The organism is Streptomyces sp. NPDC029216 (assembly GCF_040648015.1).
GTDB lineage: Bacteria > Actinomycetota > Actinomycetes > Streptomycetales > Streptomycetaceae > Streptomyces.
Genome location: NZ_JBEZWL010000016.1, coordinates 77,938 through 92,403, shown reverse-complemented (window position 1 = coordinate 92,403; position 14,466 = coordinate 77,938). Strand labels below are relative to the sequence as shown.

Sequence of the window (14,466 nt, the reverse complement as noted above, 5' to 3'; positions counted from 1 at the left end):
GCCCGTACGGGGGCGTGGTGACCGCCCGCTTCGGCGAGGAGGGCACCGAACTTCCGGTGGGCGCCCCGCTGATCACCGTGGCGGTGGAGGCGGTGTGCGACGAGGGCCAGGGCGAGCACGCAGCCGCCCTGGCCGAGCATGAGCACCCCGAAGGCGAAGTCGCCCGGGAGCCGCCCCGCCGAGGTCCAGCCGGGCCGGGACCAGCCGGCGTAGACGAGGACGGCGGCCAGCAGCGCGAGGGCGCCGACGGGCAGCAGGGTGACGGCGGCCCGGTCGAGCCGGTGGTCGGGCCGCGCCTCGGTGCGGCCGCGCCGGCAGACCACCCACAGCACGGTCACGGCCCCGGCCGCCAGCAGCACCTCCACCGCCCAGCCGGCGACGGCCAGCACGGGACCGGTGGCGTCGGCCCCGCGGTCGTACCGGACGGCGGGAGCGGCGACGGCGACGCCCACGGTGAGCAGCCCGGCGGCAGTATGAGCGGCCCGCAGCCGCGCCACGATCCGCCGCCCATACCAAAACCCGGGCCGCCCAAGCGGCGCGTCCCCATACCCGGGCCCCTGCGGAACGCCAACGCCACGCGGGGCATCGGGATCCTGCGGGCCGCCGGGGCCACGCCGGGTATGGGGGCCCTCCGGGACGCCGGTCCCCTGCGGAACCCCCGGGCCACGCCGGGAGTCGGGGCCGTCCTCGTCGTCCGGCCCCAAGGGGGCGGCACCGCTGCCCCCCGGCGCGGCGGGGTCCTCTGCCCCCGCGGCGCCGGTGGGTGGGGGCTGGGACTCGTAGGCGCTCCAGGTGCGGGCCGACAGGAACCAGAGCAGCCCGGTCAGCGCGGCGGGGACGAGGGCCCCGAGCGCGAGGCGCCGTCCGGGCTGGGCCCACCAGCCGCCGGGCCGCAGGAAACCGAGCCAGGAGCGGGTATCGGTACAGGCACCGACGCCCGCGCACTGCCAGGCGAGGAGGTCGAGGGCCACCTCGCAGGCGGCCGCGACGAGCAGCACGGTGAGGCTGAGGGCGAGGAGCCGCACCAGGAGCCCGTACAGGCGCACCCCGCACGACGGTGGCGCGGCGGGCCGGGCCCAGTGGGCGAGGTTGGCCACCATGAAGGGCAGGAGCAGCAGCCACAGGGCGCGGGCGCCATTGCCGGAGGTGAGCCGGGACCAGCAGTAGGCCTCGGGGACGGGCCGCCCCGCGTACCGCTCGGGGTGCGCCTCGGCATCGGCGTCCTCGGCGCGGCGGAACACGGCGGCGGTGGAGTCGCCCGTCACCCGGACGGGGTGCGGATCGCGGAGCAGCTCACCGGGCCCGGCTCCGGCGACCCCGTGCACGAAGAGTTCGAGCGCGAGCGGAGCCCCCGACGACGGCCCGGCCGCCCCTCCCCGGCACGGCGGCGCCCCACCCGCCAGGGCGGCGTCAAGAACGGCAGGCAGCGGAACCCTTCCCGGCAAGGCAGCGTCGGTAACGGCGCCGGCGCCGGGCACCGGCCCCCTGCCCGGCGGGGCGCCTACGGCAACGGAGGGCACCGACCCCCCACCCGGCCGGGCGGCATCGGGGGCGGTACCGGGCAGCGGTTCCCCTTCCGGCGGGCCGCCGTCGGCAACGGAGGGCAGCGGCCCCCCGCCTGACGGGGCGCCGTCGGCAACGGAGGGCAGCGGTTCCTCGTCCGGCGGGGCGGCGTCGGGGGTGGTGGGGTGGGGCATCGGCGGCCTCCGTGGGAGGGCGGCGGGGCGGGGTCCGCGCCGGGGCGGCCGGGCGGGCCGGTTCCAGGATCCCGCTCGAAGCCGCCGCTGCCCAGGCCCCGTTCGCGTGAAGGCGGTATGCCCGGTCGGCGGGGCGCGATCCCGCACACGGCCCCCGGCGCCGGGCTGCGCAGCGCGCTCCCGCACACGGCACCCCGGTGCGCCGGGCCGCGCAGCGAACCGGCAGCCCCGGTGCGCCGGGTCGCGCAGCGAGCCCGCAGCCCCTCCGCGCCCTCCCGGCGCCCGGGGCCCCCAAGGGCCGTCCAACCTCCGGACCCCTGCGGACATCTGACGGCCAGCCAGCTATCGTGACGCCAGCGCACCGCACGCGCCCGCCACTCGCCACGCCCCAGGGGGTAACGCCATGGCCCGCCGACTCCGCCCCGTGGGGCTGGACTTCCTCGCACACGCGCCGGTGCGTCTGGTCTTCACCGCCAGGGCGGCGGCCGCGCCCGAGCCGCTGTACCGGGCGCTCGCCGAGGAGGTGACGGGCTGGCCGGACTGGTTCGGGGCGGTGTCGCTGGCCCGGCCCGCCCGGGGCGGGGCCGGCCGGGAGGTCAGGCTGCGCGGCGGGGTCCGGTTCCAGGAGACGATCGTGGCCGCGGAGGCCGCGCGGCGCTACGCCTACCGGGTCGACGAGACCAACGCCCCGGGTGCGCGCGCCCTGTTGGAGGAGTGGCTGCTGGCCCCGGCCGCCGGGCCCCGCTCCCCCGGCGACCGCTCCCCCGGCACCCTCGTCCGCTGGACCTTCGCGGCCGACGGCCCGGCCCCCTTCCGGCTGGCGCTGGCGGCCGCCCGCCCGGGGCTCGGCCACTCCTTCCGTACGGCGGTGCGCACGCTCGACGCCCGGCTGGCGGCGGCCCCGAGCCGCAACTGAAGCCTCAGGCCTGCGGCTCGCGCCACTCCCCGGTCTCCAGCAGCGTCTCGATCGTCTTCGTGTACGGCGCGATGTCGAGGCCCTGCGCCGCCAGCCACTCGTCCGAGTAGTACTTGTCGAGGTAGCGGTCGCCCGGGTCGCAGAGCAGGGTCACCACGCTGCCCGTCCGCCCCTCCGCCACCATCTCGGAGACGATCTTCAGCGCGCTCCACAGGCCGGTGCCCGTGGAGCCGCCGGCCTTGCGCCCTATGGCCAGTTCGAGGGCACGGCAGGCGGCGACGCTCGCCGCGTCCGGGACCTTCATCATGCGGTCGATGGCGCCCGGCACGAAGCTCGGCTCCATCCGGGGCCGGCCTATGCCCTCGATGCGGGAGCCGCAGTCGCTGCTCGCGTGCGGGTCGTGGTGCGTCCAGCCGTCGAAGAAGCAGGAGTTCTCCGGGTCCGGGACGCAGATGCGGGTGTCGTGCTGCATGTAGTGGACGTAGCGCGCGATGGTCGCGGAGGTGCCGCCGGTGCCGGCCGTCGCCACGATCCAGGCGGGCTCGGGGTAGCGCTCCAGGCGCAGCTGCTGGTACATCGACTCGGCGATGTTGTTGTTGCCACGCCAGTCGGTGGCCCGCTCCGCGTAGGTGAACTGGTCCATGTAGTGGCCGCCGGTGCGGGCGGCGAGGTCGGCCGACTCCTCGTACATCTTCATCGAGTCGTCCACGAAGTGGCATTCGCCGCCGTGGAATTCGATGAGCCGGCACTTCTCGGGGCTGGTGGTCCGCGGCATGACGGCGATGAACGGGACGCCGATCAGCTTCGCGAAGTAGGCCTCGGAGACGGCGGTGGAGCCGCTGGAGGCCTCGATGACCGGCCGGCCGGGGCGGATCCAGCCGTTGCACAGCGCGTACAGGAACAGCGAGCGGGCGAGGCGGTGCTTCAGGGAGCCCGTCGGGTGCGTGGACTCGTCCTTGAGGTACAGGTCGATGCCCCAGGCCTCGGGCAGCGGGAAGCGCAGCAGGTGCGTGTCGGCGCTGCGGTTGGCGTCAGCCTGGACCTTGCGCACGGCCTCCTTGAGCCAGGCGCGGTAGTCGGCGTCGCTGCGGTCGACGTCGACAGTGGTCGTCACCGCGCTCGCGGTCACTCGTCCGGCCGTACCCGCGGCCGTGCTCACGGCCGTGTTCGAGGCCGGCGTACCGGTGGTGCCGGTGGTGCTCATGCGCCTTGCTCCTTCGTCGGTTCCAGGGCCCCCTCCTTTCGAAATGTACCCCCCTCACCTGCACAAACGGTCACTTTGGGTTTCTATGCGGATCGCTTTCGGTCGCGTTCGGTTGCACGCGGCGCGACGGTGGGTGACCCTTGTGATTGCGTCACCGAGGGTGCAGCACCCGTAACACTGATGTCGGGGAGTCGCAGCCGTGATCACACATTCCCGCAGGCACTGCGTCGTCGAACTGCAGGCCCTTCCCGCGCGGATCGGTCAGGTCCGCAGGATCGTCTCCGCCCAACTGCGCCACTGGCAGCTCGATCCGCTCATAGACCGGGCTGCGCTCGGCGTGACGGAGCTGCTCAGCAACGTCCACCGCCACGCGCAGCCCGACAAGGTCTGCACCGTCGAGATCGAGCTCCGCCTCGGACGGCTCACCGTCTCCGTCCACGACAGCGATCCGCGCCTGCCGGTCCGGCGCGATCCCGGCGGCCTGGAGACGTGCGGGCGCGGGCTGGCGCTCGTGGAGGCCGTGAGCGAGGCGTGGGGGGCGCGCCCCCTGCCGGACGGACCCGGCAAGGTGGTCTGGTTCTCCATGCTGGCCGCCCCCGCCCCGGCGGCGCCGTCGCACACGGTCCGTATCGGCGCGAAGAAGACCGTACGGGAGCCCGCCCGGGCGGTGATCGGCGCCGTGGACGCACAGCCCGTCGTGACGGGCGTGCCGGCGTCGGTCTCGGTCGGCACCAGGCCCGGCTGACGCACCCCGGCCCCGCCGCCACCCGGGGCCGGCCGGTTCAGGCCGCCGCGCCCAGCGTCCCCAGCGGATCGTCGAGCACCGGCTGCCAGGCCAGCTCCGCCGCCCCGACGAGGCTGTTGTGGTCGAGGGTGCACGGCAGGATCGGCACGCCGCCGCTGCGCCCCCACAGGCTCCGGTCCGCGACCACGGCGCGCAGCCGCTCCGGGTCCGCGTACAGCAGCTCGCGGTGGAGCCCGCCGAGGATGATCCGGTCCGGGTTCAGAATGTTGACCAGGCCCGCCAGGCCCAGACCGAGCCGGTCGATGAGCTCCTCGGCGGCCGCTCGTACCGACGGCTGCGCGTACTCGGCGCGCAGCAGCTCACGGGCCTGCTGGAGCAGCGACACCTCGGGGCCGGGCGTACGGCCCGCCGCGGTGAGGAAGGCCAGCGGGTCGGCCTCCACGTCCAGACAGCCCCGGCTGCCGCAGTGGCAGGGGCGCCCCTCGGGGTTGACCGTCAGGTGGCCGACCTCCAGGGCCAGGCCGGAGCTGCCGCTGTGCAGCCGTCCGTCCAGCACCAGCGCGCCGCCGACCCCGCGGTGGCCGGTGGCCACGCACAGCAGGTGCTGCGCGCTGCGGCCCGCGCCGTGGCGGTGCTCGGCGAGGGCCGCGAGGTTCACGTCGTTGCCGGTCAGGGCCGGTCCGTCGATCCCGGCCGCCTTCACGCACTCGGCGAAGATGGTCCGTACGGGAGATCCGGCCGGCCAGGCCAGGTGCAGCGGGTTGAGGGCCGTGCCCTCGGGTTCGGCGACCGCCGACGGCACCGCGAGGCCCGCGCCGATGCAGCGCCGCCCGGACTCGGCGAGCAGCGCCGCGCCCGCGCCGACGACCGCGCCGAGCACCTGCGCCGGGTCGGCGGAGACGGTGACCTTGCCGGGAGCGGTGGCCACGATCCGCCCGCCGAGGCCTACGAGCGCGGCGCGGAACCCGTCCGGGTGCACCTGCGCGGCCAGCGCCACGGGACCGTTCTCGTCGACGGCGAGCCGGTGGGAGGGCCGGCCCTGGGTGCCGCCGGCGCCGCCCGGGCGGGAGTCGACGCGGATCAGGCCGAGGGCCTCCAGCTCGGCGGCCACGGCTCCGGCGGTGGCCCGGGTGACGCCCAGCTCGGCGGTGAGGACCGCGCGCGTCGGGGCCCGGCCGGTGTGGACGAGCTCCAGTGCGGGGCCGAGGGCGCTGCGGCCCCGCTCCAGCTTGCTCTTCGTGGAAGCGGTGGAAGCGGTGGACGCGCCGGGCGTGGTGGAAGCGCTGGATCCGTTGCTTGCCGTGGACGCCGCCGACGCCGTGGTCGCGTCCCCCACCCCCGTCGGGGCCCCGTTGCCGTTCATGCTGCGATCCTCGCATGATCGGGTGGCGCGGAGCGCGCCGCCTATGCTCCGAGGCCGCCGACCCGCAGTGTGATGTTGAGCCGGCCGGTCAGGCCCAGGTCCGGCGGGGCGGTGCCGGGCAGGACCCGGGGCACCCCGTGGTAGGCCAGCCGGCTCGGGCCGCCGAAGACGAACAGGTCCCCGCTGCGCAGTTCCACGTCCCGGTACGGGCGGCCGCGCGAGGCGGTGTTGCCGAAGCGGAAGAGGCAGGAGTCGCCCAGGCTCAGCGACACCACCGGGGCCGGGGAACGCTCCTCGGCGTCCCGGTGCATGCCCATGCGGGAGTCGCCGCCGTAGAAGTTGACCAGGGCGATGTCGTACGCGTCGGCGGGCGGCGGGGGCGTGCCGTAGGCGGCGGTCACGGCCCGCCGGCCCAGCTCGGCGAGCCAGGCGGGCATCGGCTTGACCGGGGCGCCGTCGCCGTCGACGGCAGTGGGCGCGTATCCGTACGGGTACCAGTGCAGCCCCAGGCACACCTGCCGGGCGGTCATCGTGCCGCCGCCGGGGGTGCGGACGGTGCGCAGTCCGGCGGGCGGGCGGGCCCAGGCGCGGCAGGCGTCGAGGAGCTCGCACTGGCGCCGCGGCCCGAGCCAGTCGGGCAGGTGGACGGCGCCGGGTGCGATCTCGGTCCGCTCGCGCGGGAAGAGTTCACCGTCCACGCTTCCATTGTCAGGGGTGGCTGGCACACTCGGGAGCATGAAGATCACCGAGTACGTGGAGATGCTCGCGCGGGAAGGCGAGCTGCTGGCCGACGAGGCCGAACGGGCCGGTACCGACGCCGTGGTGCCCACCTGCCCCGAGTGGCGGGTGGCCGATCTGCTGCGGCACACCGGGGCGGTGCACCGCTGGGCGGCGGGGTACGTGGCGGACGGCCTGCTGGAGCCGGCGCCGTTCCCGCAGGCGCCGGAGCTGGCGGGGGCCGAGCTGCTGGCCTGGTTCCGGGAGGGGCACGCGGAGCTGGTCCGGGTGCTGACGGAGGCGCCGGAGGAGCTGCGCTGCTGGACGTTCCTGCCGACGGCCGCGCCGTCGCCGCTGGCGTTCTGGGCGCGGCGGCAGGCGCACGAGACGACCGTGCACCGCTTCGACGCCCAGTCGGCGCGGGGCGTGGCCTTCGACGCGGTGAGCCCGGAGTTCGCGGAGGACGGGGTGGACGAGCTGCTGACCGGGTTCCACGCCCGGCCGCGCAGCCGGGTGCGCACCGAGCAGCCGAAGCTGGTGCGGGTCCGGGCCGCGGACACGGGCGCGGTGTGGACGGTCCACCTGTCGAAGGAGCCGGCGCGGACGGTGCGCGGGGACACGGACGATCCGGCGGACTGCGAACTGACCGGTGAGGCGTCCTGGCTGTACGCGGCCCTGTGGAACCGCCTCCCGCTGACGGGCCCGGGGGTGACCGGCGACACGACGCTGGCCCGGCTGTGGCAGGAGACGGCGGGCATCTGACGGCGGGCATCCGGGGGCGGGAGCTCCGACGGCGGGGCGTCCGGCCTCCGGCGTCCGGCGTCCGGCGGTGGGGGCCCCGCCGGCCCCCACCCCCCGTCCCATCACAGCCGGAACAGCACTCCGCGCCAGGTCCATCCGGCGCCCAGGACGGCCCTCTGCAGGGGCACCCTCATGTCCCGTGTGCCGAAGCGGAACGTCTCGACCTTCTGCCGGCTGCCGTCCGCCGCCTTCCTGAACTCCCACTGCCGGTACACCGTGTCCGCGGGCCCGCGTCCGTACTGCCGGTTCGCGCCCTCGGACGTCGGCGCCCACCGCTCCTCGAGGACCCGGACGGCGTGCGCCCCGGCGTCCAGGCGCATCCGGGTCCTGAGGGTGACGTCCAGCGCCGGGATGACGCACTCCGCGACCAGATCGGCGCCGCCGTCCTGCGGGGTGGCCTCGCGCACGGTGAACCGTGCGTCGGGTCCGGCGGCCGCGAGCAGCGCGGCCCGGACCTCCTCGGCGGGCCGCGGTGCGACGCCGCTGCGCGGGTGGGCAGTGCCGGTGAGCTTGTCCCTGAGCCGCCCCATCGCTACGCCTCCGTCCCGGTGTCCGGGCGGACCGAGCTCACGAAGTCCTGGAAGTCGCCCAGGACTTCGTCGTGCTGGTCCGCGGTGGCGGTGAGGGCGAGCCGGACGACCGCGCGCCTGCGCGGGTCCGCGACGTCCGCCATGGACAGGTACACCTGGGACTGGACGAGGTCGCGGCGCACGCCGCCGGCGACGGCCGTGAAGGCCAGCCGCTGGATCAGCGCGGGTGCGTCGTCGGAGCCGACCGCCCGGCGGTGGACCACCTCGACCGGTCCGGCCGACCCGGCCAGGCGCCGCACGGACTCGTCGGCGAGCCCCTCCAGGGTCTCCTCCTCGGCCGGGAACCCGCCGTCGACGGTGATGTTGGCGGCGAAGCCGGCGTCCGGATGCGGATGGACCGCGGCGAAGGCCACCGCTTCGGGATCGAGCCCGTCCGGCCTGGCCGGGAGCCAGCCCTCCGGCAAGTCGAACTCGATCGGCACGGGCAGTGCTGCGGGCATTCAGGGCCGTCCTTCCGGGGACATGTGCATCAGTCGAACCAGCCGCCGACCGCGTGGGCCGCGTCGCCCAGCGCGTGGGCGGCGTCGCCGGCCGCTTTGGACACCTTGTGGGGGTCGACGGTGATCTCCAGTCCCACTTTGCCCCCGACGATGGGGGAGGCACCGAACTCGCCGCCGATCTTCCACTTGCCGGTGTCCTTGTCCTTCTTGTACCCCCACCAGCCTTCCGCCCCGGGTCCCGCCCAGCCCTCGGCGTTCGCGCCGACGCCGATCCCGAAGACCTCGGCGCCCGTGGCGACGGTGCCCTTGGCTCCGGCGAACGCCTTGAACCCGGCGGAGACCTCCTCCTTGGTCGCCTTGGCGCTGACGCCCACCTCGGCGCCGGCGAACCCCTCGGCCCGCGCGTAGCGGCCGACGTACTCGCTCTCGGCCCGGCCCTCGGCCAGGGCCCGTACGCCCACGGAGGCCTCGGCCTTGGCGGAGGCGCCCTGGTCGGTGAACCCGTAGTTGGCGGTGGCCCGCCCGCCGCCGTAGATGTCGGCGATCCCGGAGAGCTTCATCCCGTCCACGGTGGTCTGGCCCTGGGCGGTCTCGTGGAAGAGGTCGGCGTAGGCCTTGGCCGAGCCCTCCTTGCCGTACTTGGGGCCGCTGACGCTCGTGCCGGTCTTGCTGTCGGGCTTGGTGCCGACCTGGGTCTCGTCGGGCTTCATGGCCTTGGCCAGGTCGCCCTGGGCCCCGGCGTTGAACCCGTTGAACGTTTCGTCGGCGCCCTTGCCGAAGGCGTCCTTGTTGCTGTCGACGGTCGCCCGCGTCAGGGCGGTGCGGACGCCCTGGTCGAGTTCGGCGACGGCCTTGACGCGGTCGTCGATGTGCTGCTGCCACTTGGTGACGGCCTCGGCGACGGACTTCTGTCCGTCCGGGTCGTGGTGGTAGGCGCTGCGCTCCGCCGGGGTGAGACGGCCGTAGTCGAAGGCGACGCGGCCCTGTTCGGAGACGCTCATGCCGGCGGCCACGGCGTCGTCGCGGGCGCTCTCCAGCTTCTTCTTCAGGTCGGCGAGCTGGGTGTGCGCCTCGCGCAGCAGGCTGGCGACGGCCTTGGCCTGGATCTGTGCGGCGGAGTACTCGTACCGGGTGCCCTTGAAGGTGGTGTGCGCCGTTCCGGCGCTGATGCCGGTCCAGGCGGGGCCCATGGTGATCTGCTGGACGGTGTCGCCGTAGCGGCTCTCGACCTTGGCCAGTTCGGCGGCCATCGCCTCCCACTTGCCGGCGGCCGTCGTCAGCAGGCCCAGGTCCGTGGTCATGACCTCGTGGTAGTTCAGCACCGCGGCCCCCTCACAGGTCGTTCAGCTTCGACTGCGAGGCCAGGAACTGGCTGCGGATGCCGGTGTCGTTGCCGGCGAAGAGGCCCGAGGCGCCGCGCAGGGCGCTCTTCTCCGCCGACAGGCGGCCCATCAGGACCTTCACCTGCTTGTCCCAGGTCTCGGCCACGGTCTTCAGACCGGCTGCCGTCTCCCAGCCCTCGAAGCCCTTCTGGGCGGTGCTGGTGGCGTCGTCCGCGTGCTCCGTGGCCTTCTTGGTGTTGGGCTCCAGCTCGGTCTCTATGGTGCCGGCCGCCTCCTGCTTCTGCTTCGGTGTCGAGGCGAAGTCCCCGGGCCCGCCGCCGAGTCCGGGCACCGGGCCCGGCGCCGGCGGAGCGGACGGCTCGGGCGGCACGTGGTTCAACCGCATGCCGACCTGCTGGTCCGTGCCGGCCTCCGGCCCGCCGTCCGTCTGATCCCGGCCAAAATCGTCCGTCATGTTCACGCCTCCCCCGTCGGAAGGCCCTGATCATATGCATGGCCTCCGCACGCGTCGCAAACACCCGGCGTCCGGCGGGCGGCGGCGGTCCTAGCCGAGGGTGGCGGCGTAGCCGGTCTGGGAGCGGAACTTCCAAGTGGGGGACGTGTCCCAGGGGTTGGGCATCGCCGCGCTGGTCGCGTAGGCGTAGCCGGCGCCGCGGGCGAAGGCGGTCGCGAGGGTGGCGCGCATGGCGGCGGCGTCGGGGACGTCGTGGACGAGGTGCCAGAAGGCCGTGCCGCTCGGGTCGAGTTCGGCTCCGGGGCGGTAGCCGCCGACGGCGTCGAAGACGTTGCCGCCGGGCCAGCCGCCGGAGGTGTACGCCGCGTACGTGCCCTCGTAGGTGACGAAGACGTCGGCGGTACGGTGCCCGGGTTCCAGGTAGCAGTCGGCGGTAGCGGTGCCGGGGTTGTCGACGACGAGTTCGCGGGCGTCCGGGTCCACGGCGTGCACGGTGTCCTGGACGTAGCGGCGCAGGGCGGCGTAGTGGTCACGGGTGGCGTTGCCGGGGCCGCAGTCACGGCTGACGACGTCGAAGAAGATGCCGTCGACGTGGAGCCTGCCGTCGGGGGTCTTCAGGTAGTTGTCCACGGAGGCCCGGACGGCGGCGGGGTCGCGGTTGCCGCGGTCGGTGTGGACGTAGCCGAGGACCTTCGTCCTCTCGCCCGTGGCGGTGGTACCGGCGCGCAGGGCGTCCGCGCGGGCGAGCCAGGCGGAGCCGAACGGGGCGTCGCCGTTGCCGGGGTTGAGGACGACCACGGAGGCGGCGGGGCCGGTGGCGGTGAGCTCCGCCAGGACGGGGTCGCCGGCCCAGACGTAGGCGGGGACGGCGATCTCCAGGCCGCGCACGCCGGGTATGCGGGGTGCGGGGGCGGCGGCGGGGGTGGCCGCGGATCTGGGTCCGGAAGGCGGTCTGGAGGGCGGCTCCGCCGAGGCGGTCACGGCCGGCGCGGGTGCGGCGAGCAGCCCGGTCAGCAGGACGGCGTAGAGGGCCCTCAGAGCGCGGACGGGAGCCAGGGCCATGACGGTTCCTCCGGCGGCGGCAGGGACGACCCGAGGAACAGTAGACGCGCGGCCCGCCGGGGACGGCGGAACCGGCGACATCGGTATGAGGAACAGACAAACGATTCGTCACCTCATCCCGTGAAGCCCTGCCGATCCGCCTGCGGACGCCCCCGACGGACCCCCGCCGGACTCCCGCCGGACCCCCGTCAGACGGCCGGCAGGCCCACCGCGTGCGCGAGTTGGCCGGCCGCGTGTGCGAAGAAGGCGTCGCGTTCCTCCACGACCCGGTTGAACTGGCCGAACAGCTCGAAGGAGACGAGCCCGACGAGCTGCGCCCAGGCGGCGACGAGGGCGGCCGTGACCTCCGGGGGAAGGCCCGTGGCGAAGTCGGCCGTCATCCGGTCGGCCTCGGCGCGCAGCGGAGCGGGGAGCGGCGGCAGGGCGAGGCCGCGGCCCTCGTGGGCGGAGCGGGCGATGCCGATGAGGACGTTGGCGACGCGGGAGGCGGGACCGATCGTGTCCTGGGGCGCGCTGTAGCCGGGGACGGGGGAGCCGTAGATGAGGGCGTACTCGTGCGGGTGCTCCAGCGCCCAGGCGCGCAACGCCTCACAGACGGCGGTCCAGCGGGCGCGGGGCGGGGCTCCGGCGGCCAGGGCGGCTGCCTCGGCCGCCTCGGCGGCGGCGCCCACGCTGTCGTACGCGTCGATGATCAGCGCGGTGAGCAGCTCGTCGCGGCTCGGGAAGTAGCGGTAGAGGGCGGAGGAGACCATCCCGAGCTCGCGGGCGACCGCGCGCAGCGAGAGCTTGGCGGCCCCCTCGGCCGCGAGCCTGCGGCGCGCCTCGTCCTTGATGGCGGCGGTGACCTCGATACGGGCCCGTTCCCTGGCCCCTCGCACGGTGCTCATGCGGATCAGTGTGGCATACACGCGGAGCACTGCACAAAAATCGGAGCAGCGCACATTTTAGAGAGCAGTGCTCTTGTTTTGGCGCACCGCTCCATGCACACTGATCTCAAGCGAGAGCAGTGCTCTCGGAAACGTAGTCCGACACCGCCCCGGAGGCCACCGTGAACGCGCCCACCCCGCACTACATCCAGGCCGGCCGGCTCGAAACCCGCTTCAACTCGCTCTTCGGCAAGCTCGCCCGCCTGGGCATCAGCCTGGCCGGCACGGCGGAGCTGTCGGTGCGCGGCCGCACCTCGGGCACGATGCAGCGCATCCCGGTCAACCCGCACACCTTCGAGGGGGCCCAGTACCTGGTCTCCGCCCGCGGCCACTCCCAGTGGGTCCGCAACATGCGCGTGGCGGGCGGCGGCGAGCTGCGGGTGGGCCGCAAGGTCCGCGCCTTCACCGTCACCGAGCTCACCGATCCGGCGGAGAAGGCGGCCGTGCTGCGCGCCTACCTGGAGAAGTGGGGCTGGGAGGTCAACCGGTTCTTCCAGGGGGTCACCGCGAAGTCCACGGACGCCGAGCTCCGCGCCGCCGCCGGCGACCACCCGGTCTTCCGCATCACGGTGACCGGCTGACCCCCGGCGGACGGCCGCACCTCCCCACGGCGCCGCAGCTCCTACGACGCCCCACCGCCCTGTCGCCCCGCCGCCGTCAGCCCCCCGCCCGCCGTCAGCCCGGGCGCGCCGTCAGCCCCGGGCGCCGCGCGCCTGACGGGCGTCCATCAGGTGCAGCGCCTTGCGCGCCAGCGGGTACGTACGCACCAGGTCGGCCAGGGTCGTCGAGCCGCGGGTGATCCCGGCGAAGGCGTTCCAGGTGGGCCGCAGCCCCGTGATCACACCGTGCATCAGCCCCGGGCGGGACTCGAAGACGGTCAGCATCCGCTTGCCGACGCCCATCTCCACGCCCAGCCCCGCCTTGACCGCGAAGGCGTAGTTCAGTGCCTGGCGCCGCGCGTCCACCGCGTCCTGCGCCTCGGAGATCTTCACTGCCCACTCCCCCGCGAGCCGTCCCGAGCGCAGCGCGAAGGAGATGCCCTCACGGGTCCACGGCTCCAGCAGCCCGGCCGCGTCGCCCGCCACCAGCACCCGGCCGCGCGAGAGCGGCGACCCGGGCTTGCGGCAGCGGGTCAGGTGCCCGGAGGAGACGGCCGGTTCGAAGCCGGCCAGGCCCAGCCGGGCGATGAAGTCGTCCAGGTACCGCTTGGTCGCGGCGCCCTCGCCCTTGGCCGAGATGACCCCGACCGTGAGCGTGTCGCCCTTGGGGAAGACCCATCCGTAGCTGCCCGGGAGCGGTCCCCAGTCGATGAGGACGCGGCCCTTCCAGTCCTCGGCGACGGTCGCCGGCACCGGGATCTCCGCCTCCAGCCCGAGGTCGACCTGGTCCATCTCCACTCCGACGTGGGCGCCGATCCGGCTGGCGCTGCCGTCCGCGCCGACCACGGCCCGGGCCAGTACGGTCCCCCCGTCGGCGAGCACCACGGCGACCGTGCGCCGGTCGGGCACGGCCGCGCCGTGCTGCTCGACCCGGCTGACGGCCGTCCCCGTACGCAGCGTCGCGCCCGCCTTCTCGGCCTCCGCGACCAGCGCCGCGTCGAACTCGGGCCGGTTGATCAGCCCGAACAGCATGCGCTTCGAGCGCCGGGTACGGGTCAGCTTCCCGTCCAGGGAGAAGGTGACGGCATGGATCCGGTCCTTGAGCGGCAGCACGAAGCCCGGCGGGAGGGCGTCGCGCGAGGGGCCGATGATGCCGCCGCCGCAGGTCTTGTACCGGGGCAGTTCGGCCTTCTCCAGCAGCAGGACGCGCCGCCCCGCGGTCGCCGCCGCGTACGCGGCCATCGCCCCGGCCGGTCCCGCGCCGACCACGACGACGTCCCACACCTCGCCGGTGCCGTCGGCCGCCCCGTCCGCCGCCTCCGCGGCCAGGTCCCCGGCCCGCCCGCCGGCCTGGTCCCCGGTCTGGTCCCCGCTCTGGTCCCCGGCCCGGATCCCGTCCTCCGCGCCGCCCCGGCCCGCCTGCTCCGCCGCCGTGCCGGATCCGCCGTCAATGCTGTCGTCGCTGGTCACGATGTGCTGCTGCTCCTGATCACACGTTGCTCCGATGCCGTGAAGATCCTACGGCGCGCGTCCCCCTCGCTCCGCTGTGCGAGGATCGAGCGGACCCCGCCGTACCCGGCGTACACACCTCACAACGTCGCACCCACGA

14 protein-coding genes and 1 pseudogene are annotated in these 14,466 nt (G+C 74.9%); 4 read left to right on the top strand and 11 right to left on the bottom strand.

Going from position 1 to position 14,466, the window contains the following annotated elements:
- Positions 1–1,325, bottom strand: a pseudogene (locus AB0F18_RS09515) (hypothetical protein); the annotation flags it as partial.
- Between the two features lie 775 nt (positions 1,326–2,100).
- On the opposite strand from AB0F18_RS09515, the gene AB0F18_RS09510 reads away from it, so the two are divergent.
- On the top strand, positions 2,101–2,613 hold the full coding sequence (locus tag AB0F18_RS09510) for an SRPBCC family protein (RefSeq protein WP_362056688.1): 513 nt from the start codon (positions 2,101–2,103) through the stop codon (positions 2,611–2,613).
- A 4-nt stretch (positions 2,614–2,617) separates the two neighbouring features.
- Here the strand turns inward: AB0F18_RS09510 and AB0F18_RS09505 are convergent, their stop codons facing one another.
- Complete coding sequence (locus tag AB0F18_RS09505; protein WP_362056686.1) at positions 2,618–3,817, bottom strand: PLP-dependent cysteine synthase family protein; 1,200 nt, start codon at positions 3,815–3,817, stop codon at positions 2,618–2,620.
- A 199-nt stretch (positions 3,818–4,016) separates the two neighbouring features.
- On the opposite strand from AB0F18_RS09505, the gene AB0F18_RS09500 reads away from it, so the two are divergent.
- Positions 4,017–4,562 carry an ATP-binding protein gene (locus tag AB0F18_RS09500; protein ID WP_362056684.1) on the top strand — a complete coding sequence of 182 codons (546 nt, stop codon included), beginning with the start codon at positions 4,017–4,019 and terminating at the stop codon, positions 4,560–4,562.
- A gap of 37 nt (positions 4,563–4,599) precedes the next feature.
- Here AB0F18_RS09500 and AB0F18_RS09495 read toward each other — a convergent pair whose 3' ends face one another.
- Together AB0F18_RS09495 and AB0F18_RS09490 are read right to left on the bottom strand one after the other, a co-directional pair.
- A complete protein-coding gene (locus tag AB0F18_RS09495; protein WP_362056682.1) occupies positions 4,600–5,925 on the bottom strand; it encodes an ROK family protein in 1,326 nt (441 codons plus the stop codon).
- A 41-nt stretch (positions 5,926–5,966) separates the two neighbouring features.
- Positions 5,967–6,623 (bottom strand): alpha-ketoglutarate-dependent dioxygenase AlkB, encoded by a 657-nt coding sequence (locus AB0F18_RS09490; RefSeq protein WP_362056680.1) that lies wholly within the window; start codon positions 6,621–6,623, stop codon positions 5,967–5,969.
- Between the two features lie 37 nt (positions 6,624–6,660).
- Here AB0F18_RS09490 and AB0F18_RS09485 point away from each other — a divergent pair, with 37 nt between their 5' ends.
- Positions 6,661–7,404 (top strand): maleylpyruvate isomerase family mycothiol-dependent enzyme, encoded by a 744-nt coding sequence (locus AB0F18_RS09485; RefSeq protein ID WP_362056679.1) that lies wholly within the window; start codon positions 6,661–6,663, stop codon positions 7,402–7,404.
- A 101-nt stretch (positions 7,405–7,505) separates the two neighbouring features.
- Here the strand turns inward: AB0F18_RS09485 and AB0F18_RS09480 are convergent, their stop codons facing one another.
- From AB0F18_RS09480 to AB0F18_RS09455, 6 genes are all read right to left on the bottom strand, one after another.
- Complete coding sequence (locus AB0F18_RS09480) at positions 7,506–7,973, bottom strand: hypothetical protein (protein WP_362056677.1); 468 nt, start codon at positions 7,971–7,973, stop codon at positions 7,506–7,508.
- A gap of 2 nt (positions 7,974–7,975) precedes the next feature.
- The gene (locus tag AB0F18_RS09475) at positions 7,976–8,473 is read right to left on the bottom strand and encodes a hypothetical protein (protein ID WP_362056675.1); all 498 of its coding nucleotides are present in this window, start codon (positions 8,471–8,473) and stop codon (positions 7,976–7,978) included.
- A 29-nt stretch (positions 8,474–8,502) separates the two neighbouring features.
- Positions 8,503–9,795: a hypothetical protein gene (locus tag AB0F18_RS09470; RefSeq protein WP_362056673.1), complete on the bottom strand. Its 1,293-nt coding sequence runs from the start codon at positions 9,793–9,795 to the stop codon at positions 8,503–8,505.
- Positions 9,796–9,805: 10 nt separating this feature from the next.
- Positions 9,806–10,270, bottom strand: coding sequence for a hypothetical protein (locus AB0F18_RS09465; RefSeq protein ID WP_362056671.1), 465 nt, complete (start codon positions 10,268–10,270; stop codon positions 9,806–9,808).
- 90 nt (positions 10,271–10,360) lie between these two features.
- Complete coding sequence (locus tag AB0F18_RS09460; protein ID WP_362056669.1) at positions 10,361–11,332, bottom strand: spherulation-specific family 4 protein; 972 nt, start codon at positions 11,330–11,332, stop codon at positions 10,361–10,363.
- Between the two features lie 188 nt (positions 11,333–11,520).
- On the bottom strand, positions 11,521–12,219 hold the full coding sequence (locus AB0F18_RS09455) for a TetR/AcrR family transcriptional regulator (protein ID WP_362056667.1): 699 nt from the start codon (positions 12,217–12,219) through the stop codon (positions 11,521–11,523).
- A 161-nt stretch (positions 12,220–12,380) separates the two neighbouring features.
- Here AB0F18_RS09455 and AB0F18_RS09450 point away from each other — a divergent pair, with 161 nt between their 5' ends.
- Entirely contained in the window at positions 12,381–12,839 is a 459-nt protein-coding gene (locus tag AB0F18_RS09450) for a nitroreductase/quinone reductase family protein (protein ID WP_362056665.1), read from the top strand.
- Positions 12,840–12,950: 111 nt separating this feature from the next.
- Here the strand turns inward: AB0F18_RS09450 and AB0F18_RS09445 are convergent, their stop codons facing one another.
- Positions 12,951–14,141 (bottom strand): geranylgeranyl reductase family protein, encoded by a 1,191-nt coding sequence (locus AB0F18_RS09445; RefSeq protein WP_362056696.1) that lies wholly within the window; start codon positions 14,139–14,141, stop codon positions 12,951–12,953.
- Positions 14,142–14,466: the final 325 nt, after the last annotated feature.